General features: G+C 71.5%; 23 protein-coding genes and 1 tRNA gene. 11 read left to right on the top strand and 13 right to left on the bottom strand.

The features are described from left to right. Positions 1 to 11: 11 nt before the first annotated feature. A complete protein-coding gene (locus AB0230_RS09555; RefSeq protein WP_366375382.1) occupies positions 12 to 1,298 on the bottom strand; it encodes an extracellular solute-binding protein in 1,287 nt (428 codons plus the stop codon). Between the two features lie 175 nt (positions 1,299 to 1,473). Between AB0230_RS09555 and AB0230_RS09550 the strand changes: the two genes are divergently transcribed. The 3 genes from AB0230_RS09550 (at position 1,474) to mmuM (ending at position 3,984) form a co-directional block, all read left to right on the top strand. Then, positions 1,474 to 2,472, top strand: coding sequence for a LacI family DNA-binding transcriptional regulator (locus AB0230_RS09550; RefSeq protein ID WP_366375380.1), 999 nt, complete (start codon positions 1,474 to 1,476; stop codon positions 2,470 to 2,472). 151 nt (positions 2,473 to 2,623) lie between these two features. Beyond that, positions 2,624 to 3,130, top strand: a complete 507-nt coding sequence (locus AB0230_RS09545) for a MarR family transcriptional regulator (RefSeq protein ID WP_315995183.1) — start codon at positions 2,624 to 2,626, stop codon at positions 3,128 to 3,130. Continuing rightward, positions 3,127 to 3,984 (top strand): homocysteine S-methyltransferase, encoded by an 858-nt coding sequence (mmuM, locus tag AB0230_RS09540; RefSeq protein ID WP_363390990.1) that lies wholly within the window; start codon positions 3,127 to 3,129, stop codon positions 3,982 to 3,984. The genes AB0230_RS09545 and mmuM overlap by 4 nt, the downstream gene beginning before the upstream one ends. Positions 3,985 to 3,988: 4 nt before the next feature. Here mmuM and AB0230_RS09535 read toward each other — a convergent pair whose 3' ends face one another. Beyond that, positions 3,989 to 4,903, bottom strand: coding sequence for a hypothetical protein (locus AB0230_RS09535; protein WP_366375376.1), 915 nt, complete (start codon positions 4,901 to 4,903; stop codon positions 3,989 to 3,991). Between the two features lie 82 nt (positions 4,904 to 4,985). Next, entirely contained in the window at positions 4,986 to 5,459 is a 474-nt protein-coding gene (locus AB0230_RS09530; protein ID WP_315995180.1) for an Lrp/AsnC family transcriptional regulator, read from the bottom strand. A 155-nt stretch (positions 5,460 to 5,614) separates the two neighbouring features. Between AB0230_RS09530 and ald the strand changes: the two genes are divergently transcribed. Then, a complete protein-coding gene (gene ald / locus AB0230_RS09525) occupies positions 5,615 to 6,700 on the top strand; it encodes an alanine dehydrogenase (RefSeq protein WP_366375374.1) in 1,086 nt (361 codons plus the stop codon). A gap of 127 nt (positions 6,701 to 6,827) precedes the next feature. Here the strand turns inward: ald and AB0230_RS09520 are convergent, their stop codons facing one another. Together AB0230_RS09520 and AB0230_RS09515 are read right to left on the bottom strand one after the other, a co-directional pair. Further along, positions 6,828 to 7,511 carry a response regulator gene (locus tag AB0230_RS09520; RefSeq protein WP_315995178.1) on the bottom strand — a complete coding sequence of 228 codons (684 nt, stop codon included), beginning with the start codon at positions 7,509 to 7,511 and terminating at the stop codon, positions 6,828 to 6,830. Beyond that, on the bottom strand, positions 7,508 to 9,112 hold the full coding sequence (locus tag AB0230_RS09515; protein WP_366375493.1) for an ATP-binding protein: 1,605 nt from the start codon (positions 9,110 to 9,112) through the stop codon (positions 7,508 to 7,510). Before AB0230_RS09515 ends, AB0230_RS09520 begins: the two co-directional genes overlap by 4 nt. 136 nt (positions 9,113 to 9,248) lie before the next feature. Here AB0230_RS09515 and AB0230_RS09510 point away from each other — a divergent pair, with 136 nt between their 5' ends. Both AB0230_RS09510 and AB0230_RS09505 read left to right on the top strand, forming a co-directional pair. Further along, on the top strand, positions 9,249 to 10,697 hold the full coding sequence (locus tag AB0230_RS09510; RefSeq protein ID WP_315995177.1) for a cation:dicarboxylase symporter family transporter: 1,449 nt from the start codon (positions 9,249 to 9,251) through the stop codon (positions 10,695 to 10,697). After that, positions 10,694 to 11,524: an aldolase/citrate lyase family protein gene (locus AB0230_RS09505; protein ID WP_363578241.1), complete on the top strand. Its 831-nt coding sequence runs from the start codon at positions 10,694 to 10,696 to the stop codon at positions 11,522 to 11,524. The genes AB0230_RS09510 and AB0230_RS09505 overlap by 4 nt, the downstream gene beginning before the upstream one ends. Positions 11,525 to 11,634: 110 nt before the next feature. On the opposite strand, the gene AB0230_RS09500 is transcribed toward AB0230_RS09505, so the two are convergent. The 4 genes from AB0230_RS09500 to AB0230_RS09485 form a co-directional block, all read right to left on the bottom strand. Further along, positions 11,635 to 12,192 carry a DUF1992 domain-containing protein gene (locus AB0230_RS09500; RefSeq protein ID WP_363390976.1) on the bottom strand — a complete coding sequence of 186 codons (558 nt, stop codon included), beginning with the start codon at positions 12,190 to 12,192 and terminating at the stop codon, positions 11,635 to 11,637. Next, positions 12,189 to 13,121, bottom strand: coding sequence for an oxygenase MpaB family protein (locus AB0230_RS09495; RefSeq protein WP_366375371.1), 933 nt, complete (start codon positions 13,119 to 13,121; stop codon positions 12,189 to 12,191). The genes AB0230_RS09500 and AB0230_RS09495 overlap by 4 nt, the downstream gene beginning before the upstream one ends. A gap of 72 nt (positions 13,122 to 13,193) precedes the next feature. Further along, positions 13,194 to 13,718 (bottom strand): hypothetical protein, encoded by a 525-nt coding sequence (locus AB0230_RS09490; protein ID WP_315995173.1) that lies wholly within the window; start codon positions 13,716 to 13,718, stop codon positions 13,194 to 13,196. Between the two features lie 2 nt (positions 13,719 to 13,720). Then, positions 13,721 to 14,131: a DUF4383 domain-containing protein gene (locus AB0230_RS09485; RefSeq protein WP_315995172.1), complete on the bottom strand. Its 411-nt coding sequence runs from the start codon at positions 14,129 to 14,131 to the stop codon at positions 13,721 to 13,723. Between the two features lie 252 nt (positions 14,132 to 14,383). Between AB0230_RS09485 and AB0230_RS09480 the strand changes: the two genes are divergently transcribed. Genes AB0230_RS09480 through AB0230_RS09470 form a run of 3 tightly spaced genes read left to right on the top strand, consistent with a single transcriptional unit; the run spans position 14,384 to position 15,755 of the window. Next, positions 14,384 to 14,812 (top strand): YdeI/OmpD-associated family protein, encoded by a 429-nt coding sequence (locus AB0230_RS09480; protein WP_366375369.1) that lies wholly within the window; start codon positions 14,384 to 14,386, stop codon positions 14,810 to 14,812. Positions 14,813 to 14,865: 53 nt separating this feature from the next. Continuing rightward, the gene (locus AB0230_RS09475; protein WP_366375367.1) at positions 14,866 to 15,495 is read left to right on the top strand and encodes an asparagine synthase; all 630 of its coding nucleotides are present in this window, start codon (positions 14,866 to 14,868) and stop codon (positions 15,493 to 15,495) included. A gap of 53 nt (positions 15,496 to 15,548) precedes the next feature. Then, positions 15,549 to 15,755, top strand: a complete 207-nt coding sequence (locus AB0230_RS09470) for a hypothetical protein (RefSeq protein ID WP_363390967.1) — start codon at positions 15,549 to 15,551, stop codon at positions 15,753 to 15,755. A gap of 158 nt (positions 15,756 to 15,913) precedes the next feature. Here AB0230_RS09470 and AB0230_RS09465 read toward each other — a convergent pair. Next, positions 15,914 to 15,986: transfer RNA gene (locus AB0230_RS09465), tRNA-Arg, on the bottom strand. 146 nt (positions 15,987 to 16,132) lie between these two features. On the opposite strand from AB0230_RS09465, the gene AB0230_RS09460 reads away from it, so the two are divergent. Continuing rightward, positions 16,133 to 17,629: an L-serine ammonia-lyase, iron-sulfur-dependent, subunit alpha gene (locus AB0230_RS09460; RefSeq protein WP_363390965.1), complete on the top strand. Its 1,497-nt coding sequence runs from the start codon at positions 16,133 to 16,135 to the stop codon at positions 17,627 to 17,629. Positions 17,630 to 17,647: 18 nt separating this feature from the next. On the opposite strand, the gene AB0230_RS09455 is transcribed toward AB0230_RS09460, so the two are convergent. From AB0230_RS09455 to AB0230_RS09445, 3 genes are all read right to left on the bottom strand, one after another. Continuing rightward, positions 17,648 to 18,073 (bottom strand): MarR family transcriptional regulator, encoded by a 426-nt coding sequence (locus tag AB0230_RS09455; RefSeq protein ID WP_315995167.1) that lies wholly within the window; start codon positions 18,071 to 18,073, stop codon positions 17,648 to 17,650. Between the two features lie 274 nt (positions 18,074 to 18,347). Next, positions 18,348 to 18,965: a histidine phosphatase family protein gene (locus tag AB0230_RS09450; RefSeq protein ID WP_363390921.1), complete on the bottom strand. Its 618-nt coding sequence runs from the start codon at positions 18,963 to 18,965 to the stop codon at positions 18,348 to 18,350. A 216-nt stretch (positions 18,966 to 19,181) separates the two neighbouring features. Next, positions 19,182 to 20,414 carry an aminotransferase class V-fold PLP-dependent enzyme gene (locus AB0230_RS09445; protein WP_366375364.1) on the bottom strand — a complete coding sequence of 411 codons (1,233 nt, stop codon included), beginning with the start codon at positions 20,412 to 20,414 and terminating at the stop codon, positions 19,182 to 19,184. Positions 20,415 to 20,556: 142 nt separating this feature from the next. Here AB0230_RS09445 and AB0230_RS09440 point away from each other — a divergent pair, with 142 nt between their 5' ends. Continuing rightward, positions 20,557 to 22,011 carry an amino acid permease gene (locus AB0230_RS09440; RefSeq protein ID WP_363390915.1) on the top strand — a complete coding sequence of 485 codons (1,455 nt, stop codon included), beginning with the start codon at positions 20,557 to 20,559 and terminating at the stop codon, positions 22,009 to 22,011. Positions 22,012 to 22,103: the final 92 nt, after the last annotated feature.

Raw genomic sequence — 22,103 nt, 5'->3', positions numbered from 1 at the left:
GATCCGTGTCCTCAGCGCGAGGCGGCCGCGTTGACGGCGTCGACGATGCCCTCCGGCGAGCCCTTGCCGGCGAACATGTCGACCACGGCGACGTTGAGCGCGTTGCCGACGTTCTGGCCGTACAGCGTGTCGAGCCAGACCGAGACGTAGGGCGCGTCGGTGTACGCCTGCAGCGCGGACTGGAGGGCGGGGGTGGTGACGGCATCCGTCGCCTCGCTCGAGGCGGGGATCGTCTGGAAGGCGTCGGCGTAGCGCTCCTGGTTCTCCTTGTTGACGGCGAAGTTCAGGAAGTCGGTGCACTGCGCGGGGGCGTTGACCCAGCACGCGTACCCGTCGACGCCGCCCATGATGGCGCCTTCCTCCCCGTCACCGCCGGGGACCTCGGGGAAGGGGAACCAGCCCAGGTCGGCGAGCGGCTGCTCGTCGGGCGTGAGCGAGGCGATCACTCCGGGGTTCCAGGCCCCCATGAGCTCCATCGCGGCCTGGTGATTGGCGAGCAGGCCCGCCGACGAACCCGCACCCTGCTGGGCGGCGGTGGTGAGGAAGCCGTCGTTGAAGGGCTGCGTGGCGAGGAACGACTGCAGGTTCTCGCCGGCCTCGATCCAGCACGGGTCGTCGAAGCTGCGGCTCTGCGCAGCGGCGTCGAGCACGTCCTTCGCGCACGCGCGCAGGGCGAAATTGTAGTACCAGTGGGCGGCCGGCCAGGCGTCCTTGGCCCCGACGGCGATGGGGGCGACGCCGGTGGCGCGGATCTTGGTGTTCGCCGCCTCGAGCTCGTCGATCGTGGCGGGCGCCGCGGTCACGCCGGCGGCGCTGAGCAGATCCTGCGAGGTGAAGATGCCGGAGGGGAGCACGGCCACGGGCATGCCGTAGTTCTTGCCGTCCACCTCGAACGCGCCGAGGGAGGTGCCCAGCGCGGCCTTCGCCTCGGGAGTGATCTTGTCGGTGAGGTCCATCGCCTGCCCGGCGGCGACGATGTCGGCGAGCTTGCCGCCACCGCGGGCCATGAAGATGTCGGGGGCGTCGCCGGCGTTCAGCGCGGTCTGCAGCTTGCCGTCGACCTCTTCGTTCTGCAGGGCCTGGATCTCGATCGTGACGCCGGGGTTGGCGGCTTCGAACGCGGCCGCGGTGTCTTCCCAGTACTTCTTGCCGTCACCGGTGGTGGAGTTGTGCCACATCGTCAGGGTGACGCTGCCGTCGGCGTTCTGTCCGCCGGACCCGCCGGCGGCGCAGCCGCCGAGGGCGAGGGTGCCGGCGACGGCGAGGGCCGCTCCGGCGATGATCTTGCGCGTGTTCATGTGATGTCCCGTTTCTCTTCGTCGAGGTGCGTCCGAAGACGCGTCGGTTCCGGCTGCTGTGCCGTTCGTTCACCACCCCGGGGTCTGCGGCCCGCTGAGGTGTCAGCAGTGTCACCCGTCGCCGGAGGGTCGTCAAACGTTTTCGAAAATGATTTCCACGCTAGGGTCGGATGCCATGAGGCGAGCGACCATCCACGACGTCGCCGCGGCGGCCGGGGTGTCGGTGGCCACGGTGTCGAAGGCCGTGAACGGCCGCTACGGCGTCTCGCCCGAGACCGTCGGGCGCGTGCTCGAGGCCGTGAAAGTCCTCGGGTACGAGTCGAGCCTCGTGGCGAGCAGTATGCGATCGCGCCGGACGGGCGTGATCGGCGTGCTCGTGGCCGACATCGAGCCGTTCTCGGCCGAGATCCTCAAGGGCGTCGGGGGAGCGCTGTCCGACACGGGGTACGACCTGCTCGCGTACACGGGTGCCCGTCGCGACGGCGAGGGGTGGGAGCGCCGTTCGCTCAGCCGGTTGAGCGGCACGCTGATCGACGCCGCGATCATCGTCACCCCGACGGTGGTCAACGTCTCGAGCGAGGTGCCGATCGTCGCGATCGACCCGCACACCGGCCGCGGAGACGTCCCCACCGTGGAATCCGACAGCTACACCGGCGCGCAGCAGGCCGTCCACTACCTCGTGCAACTCGGGCACCGCCGCATCGGTTTCATCGCGGGGCGTCCCGACCTGCGCTCGGCGGTGGCACGTGCGTCGGGCTATCGTGCCGGCCTCGCGGCCGCCGGCATCCCGTTCGACCCCGCGCTGGTGGGGGTCGGTCGTTACGAGCAGGACGTCGCGCGCGAAGCCGCCCACGAGATGCTGGCGCTCGCCGACCCGCCCACGGCGGTGTTCGCCGCGAACGACCTGTCGGCGCTGTCCATCGTCGAGGTCGCGGCCGAGCGCGGCCTTTACGTGCCCGACGACCTGTCGGTGGTCGGTTTCGACGACGTGCCCGAGGCGGCGCGCGCCCAACCTGCTCTCACGACCGTGCGTCAGCCGATGAAGCGGCTCGGCGCCGAGGCCGTGCGCATGGTCCTGGCGCTGCTCGCCGGCGATGACCTGCCCGAGACGCACATCGAGCTGCCCACGCGGCTCGTCGCGCGCGGAACGACCGCGCCCCCGCGCACCCGCTGAGCCGCGCTCCCCGCACCCCTCGTCGAGTGTCCACGACACGCCGCATCCCGCGCGATGGCGCGGCGAGGCCGGGACACTCGACGGGGAGACGCCCGGCGCCACACCGCGCCCCGCGCGCCGCACCACCCCGCGGCTCCGGTACCGTCGAAGAATGCCTACCGCGAGCAGCAAGGACGACGAGGTCGACCTCCTCATCGACGCGTGGTCGCAGTTGCTTCCCGAGGTCGACCTGACGCCCCTCGACGTGATGTCGCGGCTGCGCCGCGCCGCCTTCCACCTGTCGAAGCTGCGCGCGAAGGCGTTCGCGAGCGCCGGGATCGCCGTGTGGGAGTTCGACGTGCTCGCGGTGCTCCGCCGCGCCGGCACCGAACTGAGCGCCACGCGCCTGATCACCGCCACCATGATCGGCAGCGCGGCCATGACCAACCGCCTCGACAAGCTCGCCGACCGCGGTCTCGTGCACCGCCGCCCGAACCCGTCCGACGGGCGGGCGATCCTCGTGGCGATCACCCCCGAGGGGATCGAACGGGTGGATGCCGCGATGACCGAGCTCGTGCGCCTCGAGGCCGAGGCGCTGCGCGACGTCAGTCGCGCCGATCAGGCCCTGCTCGCGAGCGCGCTGCGCGTGCTCGCCGCCGGCGAGACGCACGAGGCGTGATCGACCTCGTCGACACCCTCGCCCGCCGCCCCGTCGTCCTGGACGGGGGTCTCGGCACCCTCCTCGAGGCGCGGGGCAACGACGTGACGTCGGCGCTGTGGTCGGCGCGGGTGCTGCGCGACGATCCCGCCGAGGTGCGCGCGGCGCACGCGGCTTTCATCGACGCGGGCGCCGAGGTCGTCATCACCGCGTCGTACCAGCTCGGTTTCGCCGGCGAGATCCCGGATGACGACGTCGAGGCGCTCCTGCGCCGTTCGGTGTCGCTCGCCAGAGACGCGGGCGAGGCCGTGGTCGCGGCATCCGTCGGGCCGGTGGGCGCGCTCCGCGCCGACGGCAGCGAGTACACCGGCGCCTACGGTCTGACGCTCGCCGAGCTCCGGCACGCGCACCGCCGGCGCCTGCACGTGCTCGCCGACGCCGGCGCCGACGTGCTGGCCGTGGAGACGATCCCGTCTCCCCTCGAGGTGGAGGCCCTGGCCCTCGAACTCGCCGACCTCGACGTCCCCGCGTTCGTCAGTCTCTCGGCCGACAGCACCGGGTTCTCGGCAACCGGGTCGCTCACATCGGCGCTGCGGACCGCGGCATCCGTCCGCTCCGTCGTCGCGGTCGGCGTCAACTGCTGCGCTCCCGACAGCGTGCCCGGCGCGCTCGCCGGGGCGCCCGACATCCCGCTCGTCGTCTACCCCAATACGGGGGAGACCTGGGATGCCGCCACCCGCACGTGGCACGGTGGGACGGCCCCGCTCGCCGATGACGCGCCGTCGTGGGTCGCCGCCGGTGCTCGCCTGGTCGGCGGGTGCTGCCGCTCGACGCCGGCCGACATCGCCGCGATCGCCGCGGCGGTCCGCGGCTGACAGCTCACGATCCGCGGGGTGCGTCGGCGCTCTCCGTCAGCAGCGAGAGCTGCGCGGCGCGCCAGCCGTAACCGTCGCGCAGGCGCGAGCGCACGGCCGGGAGCGCCGACGGTCGCCGTACTTCGACGCCGCGGTACACGTCGACCGCCGACGGGTCGACCTCGCGCGCGGCCATGCGGAGCTCGGTGAGCAGGGCCAGCAGCCCGTCGATGCCGAGGTCGGTGCGGGCCCGCGACCAGTCGTCGAACGCCACTCGCGTCCAGGCGGAGGAGCGATCCGGCCCGCCGAGGGTGGGAGAGCGGCGCACGAGGACCACCGCGAGGCCGGTCAGCAGCACCGACGCCGTCGCGGCGACCCCCGTGGCCTCGACGGAGAACAGCATGCGGTCCAGAGGAGTGCCCGCGAGAGGGCTGAGCGACACGGCCACCCGTAGCAGCGAGTACGCGGCGAAGCCTCCCGTCGTCGCCGCCAGCACGATCGCCGAGCGCCGGGGGATGGTGCGCGCCCGCGCGCTGAGCACGGCGCACAGCCCGCACGCCGCGGCGACCGCGAGGATGCGCACCGTGAGCGCCGCCGACGCCTCGAGCGCGGTCGTGGTGATCCCCACGGTGAGCGCGAGGACGACCGCGAACGCTACGAGCGCCCGCACGCGCCGCGACCGGGGCGGGCTCACGGCGATGCAGAGCATCGCGGGGGCGAGGACCATCGCGGTGGAGGCCATCGTCAGGGCGACGGGGCCGCCGCCCTGGAACGCCAGCACGTACATCGCCGTCGAGCCCACGGCCAGCACGCCCGCCATCGAGGTCACCCGGAGGAAGAAGTGCAGGGGCACGCGGCTGCCGAGCTGCGGCAGGATCACGCCGATCATGCTCACGCCGAGCGCGACGCACATGACCGCGAGTCCGATCGACAGCACCATGGGGACCTCCCCGGCCATCATGCTCGCTCCGGTGCGCGCCCCGACGTGCGGTGCCCGGGCTTGACTCGCGAGCCCGCGCGGCTCAGTCGAAATCGGCGGCGAGCGCGTTGCGGTGGTACTCGAAGATGATGCTCGTGCGGGTGGATGCCACGCTGTGCCGCGCCGAGAGGTGATCGACGACGAAGCGGCGCACCGCCGAAGAGTCGTCCACGGCGATGTGCACGAGGAAGTCGTCGGCGCCGCCCAGGAAGAACAGCTGGATGACGTCGGGGTGGCGGCGGACCTCGTGCGCGAACGCCCGGATGCTCTCCTGTCGTTGGCCGGGTCGCAGCGTCACCCCGACGATCGCCTGGAGCCCGCGTCCGAGCCTGCTCTGGTCGACGGCCGCGTGGAAGCCGGTGATGAGGCCGCGATCGACCAAGGCGCGCAGTCGCGCGTGGGCGGTGGATGCCGCGACCCCCAGCGTCTCAGCGAGGGCGGCGTTCGTCATCCGGGCGTCGGCGGAGAGCAGCTCGATGATGCGGGCGTCGAGCGGGTGGAGATCGTCGTCGGCCATCGCAGATCCTTCGCGTGAGGACTCCCGGCGAGCCCGTCCGCGCCGATGATACGCGTGTTCAGGCGAACTGCACCGAATGATCTGCGGGGAAACACCACGGAAATACATCTTTCTGCGATTCTTCCGGCAACGCTCATTCGCTCGAGGAGGAACCCATGCGCGTCGCCGTGCCGACCGAGATCAAGAACAACGAGAACCGCGTCGCGATGACGCCGGCGGGGGTCGACGCCCTCGTGCACCGCGGACACGAGGTGCTCGTGCAGGCCGGAGCGGGGGAGGGCAGCGGGTTCTCCGACGAGCAGTACACCGTAGCCGGGGCGGAGATCGTCGCGACGGCCGACGAGACGTGGGCGCGCGCCGAACTGCTGGTCAAGGTGAAGGAGCCCATCGCTCCCGAGTACGGCTTCCTCCGTCCCGATCTCACCCTCTTCACCTACCTGCACCTCGCGGCCGACCGCCCCCTCACCGACGCCCTGATGGCGGCGGGCACCACGGCCGTGGCCTACGAGACCGTGCAGACCGCCGACCGCGCCCTGCCGCTGCTCGCGCCGATGAGCGAGGTCGCGGGTCGTCTGTCGATCATCGAGGGCGCGCACCACCTCCTTCGCGCCTCGGGCGGGCGGGGGCTCCTTCCCGGCGGCGTCCCCGGCACCCCGCGCGCGAAGGTCGTCGTCATCGGCGGTGGCGTCGCGGGCGAGCACGCCGCCGCCAACGCCCTCGGTCTCGGCGCGCGCGTCACGGTCGTCGACATCTCCCTGGCGAAGCTCCGTCAGCTCGAGGAGCGCTTCGGCGGAGCGATCGAGACCCGCTCATCGACGCGCCTCGAGATCGCGGAGCAGCTCGCCGACGCCGACCTCGTGATCGGCTCGGTGCTCATCCCGGGAGCGGCCGCGCCCAAGCTCGTGACCGACGACATGGTGGCGGCGATGAAGCCCGGTTCGGTGCTGGTCGACATCGCGATCGACCAGGGCGGTTGCTTCGAGGGGTCGCGCCCCACCACCCACGACGAGCCCACGTTCCGCGTGCACGACGCGCTGTACTACTGCGTCGCCAACATGCCCGGCGCCGTCCCGCACACCTCCACGCGCGCGTTGTCCAACGCCACCCTGCCCTATGTCACGCGCATCGCCGACGCCGGCTGGGAGGCCGCGGCATCCGCCGATCCCGCCCTCGCCAAGGGCCTGAACGTGCGCGCGGGCGTCGTGGTGAACGAGGGCGTCCGCGCCGCCTTCGACCTCTGAGCCTCGCGGCGCCTCCGACCCTGATCGAGTGTCCACGACACCCGGACGGATCTCGAAACCGTCCGGGTGTTTCGGACACCCGGCACCCGGCCTTATGCGCGCACGGAGATGGCGGACGCCCGGCAGCTCAGCCGCGCACCCACGCGTACGTGATCTCGGGGCGACCCTGGCCGCCGTAGCGCGGCTCGCGACGGACGCGGCCGACGTCGGCGAGGTGCTCGAGGTAGCGCCGCGCGGTGACCCGCGACATGCCCTCGCTCTCGCCGACCTCGGTCGAGGAGACGGCGCCCGCCGTGGTGCGCACGCGCTCGGCGACGGCCTGCAGCGTGGCGTCGCTGAGGCCCTTCGGCAGGGCGGGGGAGGTGACCGTGCGCAGTGAGCCGAGCAGGGCGTCGACCTCGGACTGCGTGGCGTCGCCCGCCGCACGGTCGAGTCCCTCGACGTAGGCGCGATACCCCTCGAGCCGCTCCCGGAAGGCGCCGAAGGTGAAGGGCTTGATGAGGTACTGAACGACGCCGATCGACACGGCCGCGCGCACGGTCTCCGCATCGCGCACCGCGGTGACGGCGATGATGTCGGCGCGCGAGCCCATCGCGCGTGCCCGCCGCGCGACGTCGAGGCCGGCGCCGTCGGGCATCGTCATGTCCAGCAGCACGAGGTCGATGCGGCGGTCCGGCTCGCTCAGCGCCGTGAGCGCCGCGCGGGCGCCGGCGGCCTGCCCGACCACCTCGAAGCCGGGCACGCGCGCGACGTAGGCGCTGTGCAGCTCGAGCGCGAGGGCGTCGTCGTCCACGACGAGCACGCGGATCACGCGGTCACCGCCTCGGCGACCGCCGGGAGGAAGACGCGGACCGTCGTGGGGTCCGCCCTCACCTGCAGCGTCCCGCCCCGGGCGGCCACGATGTCGCGCACCAGGGCGAGGCCGACGCCCCGACCGCCGGGCGCGTGGGCGGTCTTCGTCGAGGAGCCGAACGCGAACGGATCCTCCAGCGTCGGGTCGAACCCCGCGCCTCCGTCGGACACCTCGATCACGACGTCGTCGCCGTTCTCGCGCAGCGTGGCGCGCACCCAGCGGGGTTCGGCCCCGGCGGCGGCGGCATCGAGGGCGTTGTCGACGAGATTGCCGACGACCGTGACGGCCTCCTCCGGGGCGAGCGGCAGCGAGGGGGTGGGCTCGGCGACGTCGAGGTCGAGCCGCACGCCGCGCTCGGCCGCCTCGTCGAGCTTGCCCAGCAGCAGCGCCACCACGATCGCTCCCTCGTCGTGCGACACGAGACGATCCGCCAGCTCCTGGCGTTCCCCGGTGGATGCCACGATCAGGCGCCGCGCATCATCGACGCGGCCCAGTTCGAGCAGCGCGAGCAGTGCGTGGAGGCGGTTGCCGTGCTCGTGCGTCTGCGACCGCAGGGTGTCGCTGAGGGTGCGCACGCCCTCGAGCTCCCCGAGGAGCGCCTGCAGCTCGGACCGATCGCGCAGCGTCATGACCTGCCCGCGGGCGGGAGCGCGGCGGCCGGTGAGGTCGCGCGCCTCCTCCTGGTTGACCAGCAGCACGCGGTCGCCGTTCACGACGGTCTCCTCGACCATGCGGCGTCCCGTCGCGATGGCCTCGGCCAGAGCGGCATCCATCTCGGCATCCCGCGGGTCGAGAGAGACCTGCCCGGCCGTCGCCGGGGGAAGACCCAGCAGGTCGGCGGCCTCGTCGTTGTAGAGCACGATGCGCCCGGAGCGGTCGGTGACGACGAGGCCCTCGCGCAGCGAGTGCAGCACGGTCTCGTAGCTCTCGACCAGGCGCGACAGTTCCCCCGGCGTGTACGACCCCGTCACGCGGCGCGCGCTGCGGCGCACGTACAGCGCCCCCAGCACGCCGAGTCCGACGATGGCGGCGGATGCCAGCACGATGAGCGGAGCGCGGGCGGCGATGTCCTGCTGCACGGCGCCGAGGGTGACCCCCACCGAGACGAGGGCGACGATCGCGCCCTCCTCGTCGCCGTTGTCGCGGATCGGCGCGATGGTGCGCACAGACGGGCCGAGCGTGCCCTCGTACACCTCCGTGAACGTCCGACCGGCGAGCGCCTCGTCGCGCGAGCCGATGTACGGCAGGCCGATCTCCGCACGGTTGCGGTGCGTGAGGCGAATGCCGTCGGGCGTCATGATCGTGACGAACGACACGTCGGTCTCGGCGAGGATCTGCTCGACCATCGGCTGCAGACGCTCGGAGTCGCCGGCGGCGGCGAGGGATGCCACGTCGGGCTCGTGCGCGATCGTCTCGGCGACCGAGCGCGTGACCTTCTCGGCCTCGCGCTGACCGGAGTCGCTGAGCTGCACCGACAGCAGCGCGGCGAGGACGCCGGCGACGAGGACGACGACGCCGAGCGACACCAGGGCCAGTCGCCCACCCACGCTCAGTCGCATGTCCACCGCCCTTCGTCGCGCCTGCGTGAACAATACGACCACAAATCGCCGATCGGTTCGCCCTCGACCACAGTCATGTCATCCACTCCGGCGATCCCGCCGGACAACGAAGACGTTAGGAAAGGGATAGGCGCTGATGGCTCTCTCACTCCGCACCACTCGCGACGGTCGACCGCGTAAGAAGATCGATCGCAACCACTGGCTCTACATCGCCGTCATCGTCGCCGTCGTGGCGGGCGTGATCGTCGGCCTCGTCGCCCCGCAGTTCGCCGTCGGCCTCGAGCCGGTCGGCAAGGGGTTCGTCAACCTCATCAAGATGATGATCGCCCCGGTCATCTTCTGCACGATCGTGGTCGGCATCGGCTCGATCGCGAAGGCCTCGACGGTCGGCAAGATCGGCGGCCTCGCGCTGGGCTACTTCCTCGTGATGTCGACCTTCGCCCTGGGCATCGGCCTGCTCGTCGGCAACATCATCCACCCCGGCGAGGGCCTCAACATCGGCAGCGCGGCGTACGACGCCGTCCCCGAGGCCACCACCACGCAGGACTTCATCCTGGGCATCATCCCGACGACGTTCTTCTCGGCGTTCACCGGCGGCAGCATCCTCCAGGTGCTCTTCATCGCCCTCCTCTGCGGCTTCGCCCTGCAGGGCATGGGCGAGCGCGGGGCCCGCATGGTCGAGGGCATCCGCAACTTCCAGGTGCTCGTGTTCCGCATCCTCGGCATGATCCTGTGGCTGGCTCCCATCGGCGCGTTCGGTGCCATCGCCGCGGTGGTGGGCAAGACCGGCTTCGGCGCCGTCGTCAGCCTCGGCATCCTGATGGGCTCGTTCTACCTCACGTGCTTCCTGTTCATCGCGATCGTCCTCGGCGGACTGCTCTACGCCGTCACGCGGGTCAACATCTTCTCTCTCATGAAGTACCTGGGCCGCGAGTACCTCCTCATCGTCGGCACCTCGTCGTCCGAGGCCGCGCTGCCCCGCCTCATCGCGAAGATGGAGCACCTCGGCGTCTCGAAGCCCGTGGTCGGCATCACCGTCCCGACCGGGTACTCGTTCAACCTCGACGGCACCGCGATCTACCTGACGATGGCCTCGCTGTTCATCGCCACCGCGATGGGCGCGCCGATGTCGATCCCCGAGCAGATCGGTCTGCTGATCTTCATGATCATCGCCTCCAAGGGTGCGGCCGGTGTCACCGGTGCGGGCCTCGCGACCCTCGCGGGCGGCCTGTCGGCCTACCGTCCCGATCTCGTCAACGGCGTCGGCGTCATCGTCGGCATCGACCGCTTCATGTCGGAGGCCCGCGCGGTCACCAACTTCACCGGCAACGCCGTCGCGACCCTCCTCATCGGCGCCTGGACGAAGCAGTACGACGGACAGCGGGTGCGCGAGGTGCTCGCGGGGCAGATCCCCTTCGACGAGACCCTCCTCACCGGCCACGACCACTCGGCGACGCCGGCGGCGGATGCCAAGGAGCAGGCGTCGACCGAGGTCGGCGCCGGCCCCGCGGCCGTCGACACCCAGGCGCTCAACGCCTTCCGCGCACAGGCGGAGGCGGAGGCGGCCGCACGGAGCCGTTCGTGAGTCTTGCGCACATCTCGGCGGGGGCGGCTTCGGCCGCCCCCGCCCCTGCGCGCGTCGAGCTGGCGCGCACGTGGATGCTGCGCTCGCCGCTCGCGGGCGACCTCGAGACCGACGCCGACGTGCTCGTCCTCGATCTGGAGGACGGCCTGCCCGCCGCCCGCAAGGCGGAGGGGCGCGATCGGGCCCGTCGCGCCGCCGCGGAGGCTCCGGTCTGGCTGCGCATCAGCGCCGCCGGGACCCGCGACGGCCAGGCCGACCTGGCGCTCGGTCGCGAGCTCGACGCCCGCCTCGCCGGCGTGGTCCTCGCCATGTGCGCGGGCCCGGCCGATGTCGCGCACGTCGCCGCCTCCCTGCCGGCGGGCACCCCGATCGTCGCGATGGTCGAATCGGCGGCCGCGCTGCTGGAAGCCCCGGCGATCGCCGCGCACCCCGCGACCCGCCGCCTGGCGTTCGGCACCGGCGACTTCCGCCGCGACACCGGCATGTCGGCCGAGCGCATCGCGCTGTCGTGGCCGCGTGCGCAGCTCGTCGTCGCGTCGGCGGCTGCGGGCATCGCGGGCCCCATCGACGGTCCGTGCGGTCCGATCGATCAGGCGCACGACGCGGCACGCCATGCCGCCGCGATGGGTTTCACCGGCACGCTCGCGCTCCAGGATGCCGCGATCCCCGGCGCCCACGCCGGCTTCACACCCGCGCCCGTCGAGGTGGAGGCGGCCCGGTCGCTGCTGTCGACCACTCCCGACGGTCCGGTCGACGGCTCGTACGCACCGACCCTCGCTCGCGCGCGGGCCCTGGTCGCCCGCGCCGAGGCTCTCGCCGCCCTCTGATCAGCGGCGGTCCGTGCCGCCGCCCCGGTGGCTTCGGCGGGCTCAGCCACCTCGCGCCGCCGGTCCTCGCGCCATTCCAGGTCCCTGAGCCTGTGGAAGGGACCGCGACGTCACCGCCCGCGCCGGAACCATCGGCGCCGCGGTGGGGGAGCGGCCACGGCGGCCGCCTCCTCGCGCGCGCGACGTCGATCATTCCAGGCTGCCACGACGGCATCCACGTCCACCGTGGGCGTCACGACAGGGGGCCCGCCCTGCAGTTGGCGGCGCGCCTCGATCACGCGCCGGTTGAAATCCTCGACCGCCTCGCGCACGTCGGGCTCGCGCGCGATGGCATCCAGGCGTTCGTCCATCTCGGCGTGCTCGACGCGCAGCGTCAGCGCCGGAGGCCCGAGGCCCGTCAGCTGCTCGGTCTCGATCTTGCGGCGGATCCACCAGTCGGGATCGTGCGAGGATCCGAGGTCCAGGGGCTTGCCCGCTCCAGGGAGGTCGTCGAACTCGCCGCGCCGGATCGCCTGCTGGATCGACGTCTCGACGAACGCCGCTCGTTCGGCGGCCGTCGACCCGCGTGCGGGGCCGGTCGGCTCCGCGGGTGCCGGCTCGAGTCCGGCGTCGCGCAGCTCGCGGTCGAGCCGGTAGCGCTCGGCGGCCTGGCGGGCGTCGTCGCTCACGCGGCCTCCCGACCGTCACGCTCCAACCGGGCGAGGCGCTGCCGGGCCATGTCCTGCGCCCGCGGGCCGGAGCCGAGAGCGCGCTCGGTGACGCGCAGGACGAACCGCGTCAGCGCCAGCACCGGCAGCGGCCATCGTCGCACGCCGAGCATCTTGCGATACCTCCGCGGGATCGTGGCGACGGCGGCGGCGAACAGCACGCGATACGACAGGCCCATCAAGCCGGGGAACGGCGGCTTGCGCAGGAACCGCACCACCTCGGCGACCCTCTCGTCGCCGCGGAGTTCCCCGCGCTCCCAGAACCCGTCGATCTCGGCGCGCAACGCCGCGCGCGTGCGGGGAGGGTCGACCACCCGCATCAGCCGACCCGCGGTCGCCCAATCGGCGACGTAGGCGTCGGGTCCGCCGGGGATGGGCTTCTTCGACACCTCGTGTCCGGCGAGGAAGGCGTCGGTGAAGGCCAGGTGCACCCACCGCACCAGGTCGGCCGCTTCGGCGGTGTAGGCCCGCTCGCTGCCGTCACCGGCGCGGTACTCGCCTTTCACACGCTGGTGGAACCTGCCGACGCGCCGGGTCTCGGCATCCGCCTGCGTCCGCGAGCCGTAGGTCAGGGTGATGACCCAGCGCACCGTGCCGGTCAGCCGGCCGATGGGATCCTCGCGGTAGCGCGACCAGTCGTGCACGCCCGCGAGCGCACCCGGGTGCAACGCCTGGAGAAGGAGGGCCCGGATGCCGGCGACGAGCGTGCCCATTCCCGCATGCACCGTCCACGCGGGGCCGTTCTCAACGAAGTACCCGGTGTCGTCGCCGTCGGCGATCGCGCGGACGTACGGCGCCATGCCGGTCGGGTCCCCCGCCAGAGCGATGAGGATCTTGCCGCGCAGGCTCGCGATCCAGCCGGGGACGGAGGGGAAGGTCGCGTCGGTCACCGTTCCAGCGTGCCACCGTCTGAGCGGGTGGGCTCGGGAAGAGTTCGACGTCGATGCTTCCCGGAAGGGCGGTCAGTGTCCGTCGTGCGTGACGACCGGCACGGTGCCGTCATCGCGGAGCAGGACGGCATCCTGCGTCGCGCCGAGGGCAGGAGTGACGAGAACGGCGATCACGGCCGCGGCGACGAGCAGTCCCGTGACGCTCATCGGCTGGGCGGTGCGCGTCGCGCGCTGGCCGCGTCGACGCAGATGGATGGCCGAGGTCGCACCCACGACGACGAGCAGCACCGAGCCCGCCGCGACGCCGATGATGCTGGTGTGCGCCGAGGCGACGAACATCAGGGCGGTGGAGAGGGCGATCGCCGACAGGGCGCCCGCGAGGGCGAGGCGCGGGACGACGAGGCGTCCCGTCGACAGGGTCGCGGCCCCCCAGACCAGGGAGGCGAGACCGAGGATCACCATCCCGATCCCGAGGCCCGTTGCGAGGGCCCCGGAATCGGAACGGACGATCGCACCCGCGCCGAGGGCAGCGGTGATGAGGCCGGCCCCCCACGCGGATACGGAGGGCCACGACCGCACGAAGGTCGCGGCGTTCATGTTCAGACCGCCGCGGTGCGGGGGACGTTGCGCTCGGTGCCGAGGCCGACACCCAGCAGCACGACCGCGCTGGCAAGGTGCAGGAAGTGGTCGGCCGTGTTCAGCGCGAGGATGTTGGCGGCCGTGCCGACGAGGAAGAAGCCGACGATACCGAGGAGCAGGTAGACGGCTCCGACGGTGGTGTTGACGCCCTTCGCGGCGCGGGCGTTCGCGAGACCGGCGATCAGCAGCGCGGCACCGATGAGGAGGTGCGCGATGTTGTGCAGCGGGTTGACCGCGAAGATACCGAGCAGAAGCCCGCCCTCGGTCGCGATGAATCCGACGCCGCCCGTGACGGCGAAGCCGAGCAGACCGACGAGCAGGTAGACAGCGCCGAAGACGGTGGCCACGATGCGGTTGGGTGACGAGCTCATGATGAACCTCCCAGATTGTTGGCAGCGACCGTCCGGTCGCTCTCCACCATCTTCGGAGACAATGCGCCGATCGGATTGGGCTTTGCATTCCGGGGCGACGATCGGGTAGAACCCCGGATACGACAGAAGGCCCCCGAGTACTCTCCGAGGCCCTCCGCAACAGAGTCGACCATAGGTCGCGCCCCCACACCGATGATGGGGATTGCAATTCCCGCAGTGTTCACCTAGCTGCGTTTCTGTCACACTCCCCTCATGCGCTTCGAGACGACACTGTCGCAGATGGGAAACAACACCGGCATCGAGGTGCCCCCGGAGGTCATCGAGGCCCTCGGCGGCGGCAAGCGCGCCGCCGTGACGGTCGACGTCGACGGGTACGTCTTCTCGAGCACGATCGGTGCGATGGGCGGTCGCTCGCTCATCCCGTTCTCCGCCGACAAGCGCAAGGCGACGGGCCTTTCGGGTGGGGATGCCATCACCGTCGAGCTGACCCTCGACACGGCGCCCCGCACGACAGAGGTTCCCGACGATCTCGCGACGGCGCTCGCGGAAGCCGGGGTCCGGCCCGCGTTCGACGCCCTCGCCCCCAGCGCGCGCAAGGCGCATGTGGCCAACGTGGAGTCGGCGAAGGCTGCCGACACGCGCGCTCGTCGCGTCGCGGCCATCGTGTCGAAGCTGTCCTGACCGCTGAGCGCTGCGCCGTCCGCCCCGGACGATAGCCTGGGAGGGGAGGTCCCGTGGGGCGCACGAAGGAGGCCATCGCCGAAGGGCTGTCGATCGCGACGGCCGCGGCGCGTTTGACCGTGCGCAATCGCATCCTGGTCGACACGATCGCCCGCGGCGGGCAGTTCGACAACGAGGTGTTCGCGGACTTGGCCCGCGACACCCTCCGCTCCCTCGCCGACGAGCAGGACCAAGCGGCCGAGCGGGTGACGCACCAGCGCAAGCGCGCGTGGGGGCGCTTCTCCGACTCCTCGGGCACCCACGACTACCGCGACCGCGACACCCGCAACCTCCGCCGCCGTGCGAAGCAGTCGCGCGGGGTCGCGAAGGAACTGCGCGCTCTCGCCGACGACCCCGATCGCGTGAAGACCCTCGTCGCCGACGCCCGCATCGCCGCGTGGGGCGACGTCGAGGCCAACCTCCGCCAGCGGCTGGACGTCGAGGGGATGACCGCCGACGCCGACCCCGAGTACGCCCAGATGCGCAAGGCGCGCATGGACGCCCTGCGCATGGTCGACCTCGCCCGTCTCGCCTCGCAGGCGAAGCGCCGGGCGAAAGAGCGGCCCGCGGCCGTGGACGACGACGTCGCTGCGCCCGACAAGAGCGCCAAGAGCGACAAGAAGAAGAAGTCCCCCGCGCGCTGACCTCTCGCGACAGGAGCGGAGGGGTAGCCTCGGCGGCGAGCGAGAGGGATGCCATGGCGCAACGGCGGTTCGGACGCACGGCCCGGGTGGCACGACCCGGATACGCCCTGGTCTCGGTGAGCGCGCGCGACGCGAACGGCTTCGTGCACCACTACGACGACATCGAGGCGCCGCTGGGCTCCCTGCACGAAGCGATCGCGATCCTGCAGCTGAACTCGGCCGCCACGGACGCCGCCCACCGGGGCGGCGCCTCGGCCTGACGTCTCGCAGCGCGGCATCCGCGCCCGAGGCACGGTCGGCCCGGCCGGCACGCGCCGAAGCCGACGCGCGCACTCGTCGACGACCTGCGTGGGAAACGGAAAAAGCCCCGGCTCAGAATTTCTTCTCAGCCGGGGCTTGTCACTGTCTCAACACAGTGTGCGCCCGAAGGGACTCGAACCCCTAACCTTCTGATCCGTAGTCAGATGCTCTATCCATTGAGCTACGGGCGCAGGGCCTCCGCGCGAAACGGCGCGCAGGCCGTGGTCAAGCATAGCCGGGACCCCGGGAGACGTCTAATCGGCCCCGAACCACGTGCATCCCGGGCGTGGCGCGGTGATGACCGGCAGGTGTCGAGTCGGCGACGTACGCTGGCGGGATGAGCGCATACACCTCCGCGTTCGAGCTGTTCTCCATCGGGATCGGACCCTCGAGCTCCCACACCGTCGGCCCCATGAGGGCCGCGTTCTCCTTCGCCGCACGACTGCAGGGCAGCGGAGCCCTGGAGCGGGTGGCATCCGTCTCCTGCGCCCTCTACGGCTCGCTGGGCGCGACCGGCATCGGTCACGGCACCCCCGACGCCGTCGTCGCGGGTCTGCAGGGCCTCGAGCCCGAGACCGTGGACCCGGATGCCGTCCGCCGCGCGTGGTCGGACTGGCCGGACGGGCGCCCGCTGGCGCTCGCCGGCACGCACGAGATCCCCTTCGCGAAGGCGGACATCGCCCTCGAGCCGCGCACGCGGCTTCCCGGTCATCCCAACGCCATGACCCTCGTCGCGCGCGACCGCGACGGCGGCGTGCTCGTCGAGGAGACGTTCTACTCGATCGGCGGCGGCTTCATCCGCCGTGAGGGCGAACCCGCCCCGGTGGCGGCCGCACCGATGCCGCTCGCCTTCGACGACGCCGCAACGCTCCTCGCCCTGTGCGACGAGCGCGGCATCACGATCGCCGAGGCGGCGCGTCTGAACGAAGAGGCACTGCGCTCCGACGAGGAGATCGCCGCGGGCCTCGACCGCATCTGGGATGCGATGGCGGCCTGCGTCGACGCGGGTCTGCGCAACGACGGCGTGCTTCCCGGCATCCTGAAGGTGAAGCGCCGCGCCGCCGTGATGCGCGAACAGCTGGATGCCATCGAGGCCGACGGGCACCGCGAGCTCCCGGGGGAGTGGCTCGGGGCCTTCGCGCTCGCGGTGAACGAGGAGAACGCCGCGGGCGGGCGGGTGGTCACGGCGCCCACCAACGGCGCAGCGGGAATCCTGCCGGCGGTGGCGATGTACTGGTGGCGGTTCCTCGCGGACTCGGGGCTCGGTGTCGGCAACGCCGTCACGCCGCACGGCGAGCTCGTGGGCAGCGCGTTGCTCGGATACGACGGTCACGCCGTCACCCGCTCCGAGGTCTCGCACTGGGATGACGAGGAGGTCGCCGAGGCGAACCGGAGGCGCGGCATCCGTCGTTTCCTGCTGACGGCCGCCGCGTTGGGCTCGCTGTTCAAGGCGAATGCCTCGATCTCGGGCGCCGAGGGCGGATGCCAGGCCGAGGTCGGATCGGCGTGCGCGATGGCGGCGGGAGGGCTGACGGCGGTCATGGGCGGCACGAACCGGCAGATCGAGAACGCCGCCGAGATCGCCATGGAGCACCATCTCGGCCTCACGTGCGACCCGGTCGGGGGTCTCGTGCAGATCCCGTGCATCGAGCGCAACGCGATCGCCGCCTCGACGGCGGTCACCGCGGCCCGCCTGGCCCTGCGCGGCGACGGCAGTCACTACGTGTCGTTGGACGCGGTGGTCGAGACCATGCGGCAGACCGGCATCGACATGTCGACGAAGTACAAGGAGACGAGCGAGGGCGGCCTCGCGGTCAACGTCATCGAGTGCTGATCCGCTCGATGACGCCGGTCAGTCGCGCAGCTTCGCGGTGAGCGCGCGCAGCTGCGCGAGCTCGTCGTCGGTGAGGCGGGCCATACGGTCGGCGATCGAGCGTCCGTGCGCGGCGGCGAGGCGGCGGAACGTCACGGCGCCCTCCTCGGTGGCGGTGACCAGCGCCCCTCGGCCGTCCTCTGGATCGGCGCACTTCGTGAGCAGGCCTCGCGCGACCATGCGCTCGACCAGACGCGAGACGCTCGGCTGGCTGATGAGCATGTTGCCGGTCACGTCGCGCAGTCGCGCCGTCATGCGCGGCGCGCGCGTGACCGTGAGGAGCACGTCGTACTCGGCCTGGGTGAGCTCTTCGCCCTCGAAATCCGAGCGGATGTCTTCGAACACCTCGTGCTGCGCGCGGAAGAGGCTCTCCCAGGCCTGCACGGCGAGGCGGCGATCGGTCATGCCTTCAGCGTAGAGGGAGCCGGATGCCGCGGACTCGACGTCGACGCCGAGGCTCTGGACAGAGTAAGGGCCGGTCGGAGAGGCTTCCGACCGGCCCTTGTCCCTGCACCAAGAGTGTCCTGCAATCACATGTCGGTAGCTGCCACAGCAAAACAACTACCGTGCGAGCACTCTATAACGGTGAGGTAACGGAGGGGAAGAGGTCGCCGTTATATTTCCGTGACCGATTCGGCGGGACGATCCTGCGAATCCCGGATGGCCCGTCCCGACGCGATCAGCGTCCGCGCACGTGGTTCCACTGCGTGATGACCTCGGAGCCGTGCTCGAAGCCCAGCTCGCTCACGGCGGAGGTGCCCAGGACGAAGTACCGGCCCCCGGCGGCGGTCAGGCCCAGCCAGGTGCCGGCCAGAGCGCGGAGGAAGTGCCCGTGCGAGAACAGCAGGACCTGCTCACCGGCCCGTACCCGAGGGCGCAGCTCCGCGAGGAGCGATTCCGCCCGTGCAGTGACGTCGGCGACGGACTCGCCCGGGGTCGCGCCGGCGGGCGTTCCCTCCCAGATCGTCCACGGACGGCCGAGCTGTTCCACGATCTCGGGAGTGGTCAGCCCCTCGTAGGCGCCGTAGTCCCATTCGACGAGACGGGCGTCGGTCCGTACGTCGGGGTACCCGGCGCGGGCGGCCGTCTCGACCGCGCGCTGGAGCGGGCTCGACAGGATCAGGTCGTACCGTCGGGTGGCGAGCAGCGTGCCCGCCAGCTCGGCCTTGTAGGCGCCGGTCTCGGTCAGCGGGATGTCGGTCAGGCCGGTGTGCCGTCCGGTGCGGCTCCACGCGGTCTCGCCGTGTCGCACCAGCACGATGCGTCCGTCGGGTTCGGTCAGCTCGTCATCCTTCACGCGTCCATCCTCCCGCTCCTGAGGGAGTCGCCGGCCCGACCGAACGAAGAAGGGCCGGTCGGAGGATTCCCGACCGGCCCTTTCCTGCACCAGAGTGTCCTGCAATCACATGTCGATAGCTGCCACAGCAAAACAACTACCGTGCGAGCACTCTATAACGGTGAGGTAACGGAGCGGAAGAGGATGCCGAGGGACATTCCCGATTCATAGGTATCGTCATCGCCCGGCGGCATCGAGAGCCGCCACCAGATCGGCGAGGAGGTCGTCGGCATCCTCGAGTCCGACCGACAGACGCAGGTGGCCGTAGCGGCGGAACGGCTCCGGGTAGGTCGCGGTACGGGGGCCGTCGGCGGACGTGTGCACGATGAGGCTGTCGTCGTGTCCGAGCGAGAAGCCCGAGGTGATCAGCCGCAGCTCGGACACGAACCTGTTCTGCAGGTCGGGGTCGCCGTCGAGCGCGAAGGCCATCATGCCGCCGTACGCGGCACCGCCGAACTGCCGGCGGGCGAGATCGTGCTGGGGGTGCGAGGCGAGCCCGGGATAGGCGACGAACGCGACGCGCGGGTCGGCCTCGAGCAGCTCGGCGACGCGCTGGGCGGAGGCGAAATGCTGCCTCAGGCGCAGGGGGAGCGTGACCGAACCGCGCGTGATCATCCACGCGTTGAACGGCGAGATGATGCCGCCGACGTCGACCATCGCGTCGGCCTTGATCGGTTCGATGAGCTCCGCCCGACCGATCACCGCTCCGCCCATCGCGTCGCCGTGGCCGTTGATGTACTTCGTCAGCGAATGCACGACGAGGTCCGCGCCGTCGTCGAGCGGCCGGTAGAACGGCGGGGGAGTGAAGGTCGAGTCGACCATCAGCAGAGCCCCGGCTGCGTGGGCGATCTCGGCCAGCAGCGCGATGTCGGCGACCTTCGTGGTGGGGTTGGCGATCGCCTCGACGCACACGAGCCGCGTCTCGGGCCGGATCGCCGCGCGGACGGCATCCGGATCGGTCACGTCGACGAAGGTCGCCTCGATGCCGTAGCGGCCCGGGAGCAGCTCGGTCCACAGGCGCCAGGTGGCCTCGTACACGACGTCGCTCACGACCACGTGGTCTCCCGCGCGCACGTGGGTGAAGAACACCGCGTGCAGGGCGGCGACTCCGGATGCCAGCGCGACGACGTCCTCGCCGTGCTCCAGCGCGGAGAGCTTGCGCTCGAGCGCCAGCTGATTGACGCCGGTGTTGCGCGTGTACAGGCCCGGGGCGGTGGCCGACCAGCTGATCTCGCTGGGGTCGTCGGGGAGGGCGAACGAGTTCGACATGACGATCGGTGTGCGCAGCGACCGCGTGCTGTCGAGCTCGATGCCGCCGTGCACGGCCAGACTCGACTCGCCGAGGGTCGGAGCATCGGTGCGGTCGGGGCGCACGACGGCCCTCGGGGCGACCTCGTCGGATGCCGTCATCGTGGCCCCTCTCGCTCTGCGGCGCGGCTCGCGCGCCCCGTCCAGCGTAGTGAGGGCGCGTCGGGGCCCGCCGTCGACTACTGTGACTGCGTCGCCCGGACGCCTCGACGGCTCCGGGCTCGATCATGAATGCGAGCACTCCATGAGTCGTCCCCTCGATTCCTCCCTCGATACGTCCGGCCCCGCGGGCGCACCGCGCCGACTGCGCCGGGCCATGGATGCCCGGCATCTCGTCATGATCGCCCTCGGCGGTGTCATCGGCTCGGGCCTCTTCCTGAGCTCGGGTTACACGATCCACCAGGCCGGCCCCCTCGGTGCGGTGCTGGCCTACCTGCTGGGTGCCTTCGTGGTGTGGTTGGTCATGGTCTGCCTGGGCGAGCTCGCGGTGACCTATCCCGTCTCGGGATCGCTCCACATCTACGCGGCGCGCACGATGGGGCCGGCCACCGGCTTCACCACGGCGTGGCTCTACTGGCTGTGCTGGGTGGTGGCGCTCGGGTCGGAGTTCACGGCATCCGGCATCCTCATGCAGCGATGGTTCCCGAACGTCGAGGTCTGGGTGTGGTGCATCGTGTTCGCCGGCGTGCTGTTCACCCTGAACGCCATCTCGGCGCGCGTGTTCGGGGAGACCGAGTTCTGGTTCGCCCTCATCAAGGTCGTCGCGATCGTCGCGCTCATCGTGCTGGGGACGATGGCGATCTTCGGCTTCACGCCGCTGTCGTCGGAGCCGCACGCGGCGGTCGGCCTCAGCAACTTCGCCACGCCCGACGGGCTGCTACCCGCGGGTCTCGGAGGCGTGCTCATCACCTCCCTCGCGGTGTTCTACGCCTTCAGCGGCGCCGAGCTCGTCGGCGTCGCGGCGGGCGAGACGAAGGATCCGGGCCGCAACATCCCGCGGGCGCTGCGCTCGACGGTGCTGCGTCTGCTCGTGCTGTTCGTCGGTTCGATCGTCGTCATCGCCGCCCTCTTGCCCTACGAGCAGGCGGGGCTGTCGTCGAGCCCGTTCGTCGACGTCTTCGAGTACGTCGGCGTGCCCTACGCGGCCGACATCATGAATTTCGTCGTCATCACGGCGCTGCTCTCGGTGGGCAACAGCGGGCTCTACTCGTGCGCGCGGATGCTGTTCTCGCTCGCCGAGGAGGGCTACGCGCCGCGCGCCTTCACGCGGCTCACGCGGCGCGGCATCCCGATGGTGGCCCTGCTGGTCAGCCTCGCCATCGGTCTGGTGTCGCTCATCTCGAGCGTCATCGCCGCCGAGACCGTGTACCTCGTGCTCGTGTCGATCGCCGGCTTCGCGGCGGTCGCGGTGTGGATGTCGATCGTCGCCGCGCAGTTCTTCCACCGGCGGCAGTTCTTCCGCGACGGCGGTGACGTCTCCACCCTCGCGTTCCGCACGCCGCTGTACCCGCTCGTGCCCATCCTCGCCTTCGTGCTGCTCACCGCGTCGATCGTGGCGATCGCGTTCGATGAGAATCAGGTCGCGGCCCTGTACTTCGGCATCCCCTTCGTCGGCCTGTGCTACTTGTTCTTCTGGCTGCGCTACGGGCGCAAGGGCGTCACTCCCGTTCGGCGCGACGAAGAGGCACCGCTCGACTGACGCGCTGTACGCGCTGTCCATCCGCTTCGCGTCTGCTCGCCGGGGTGGCGGATGCCGCCGGGCCCGGCCCCGCAGTACCGTCGCTTCACCAC

The sequence above is a fragment of the Microbacterium sp. NPDC089190 genome, assembly GCF_040701795.1.
Lineage (GTDB): Bacteria > Actinomycetota > Actinomycetes > Actinomycetales > Microbacteriaceae > Microbacterium > Microbacterium galbum.
This window is presented reverse-complemented; position numbering and strand designations above follow the sequence as displayed.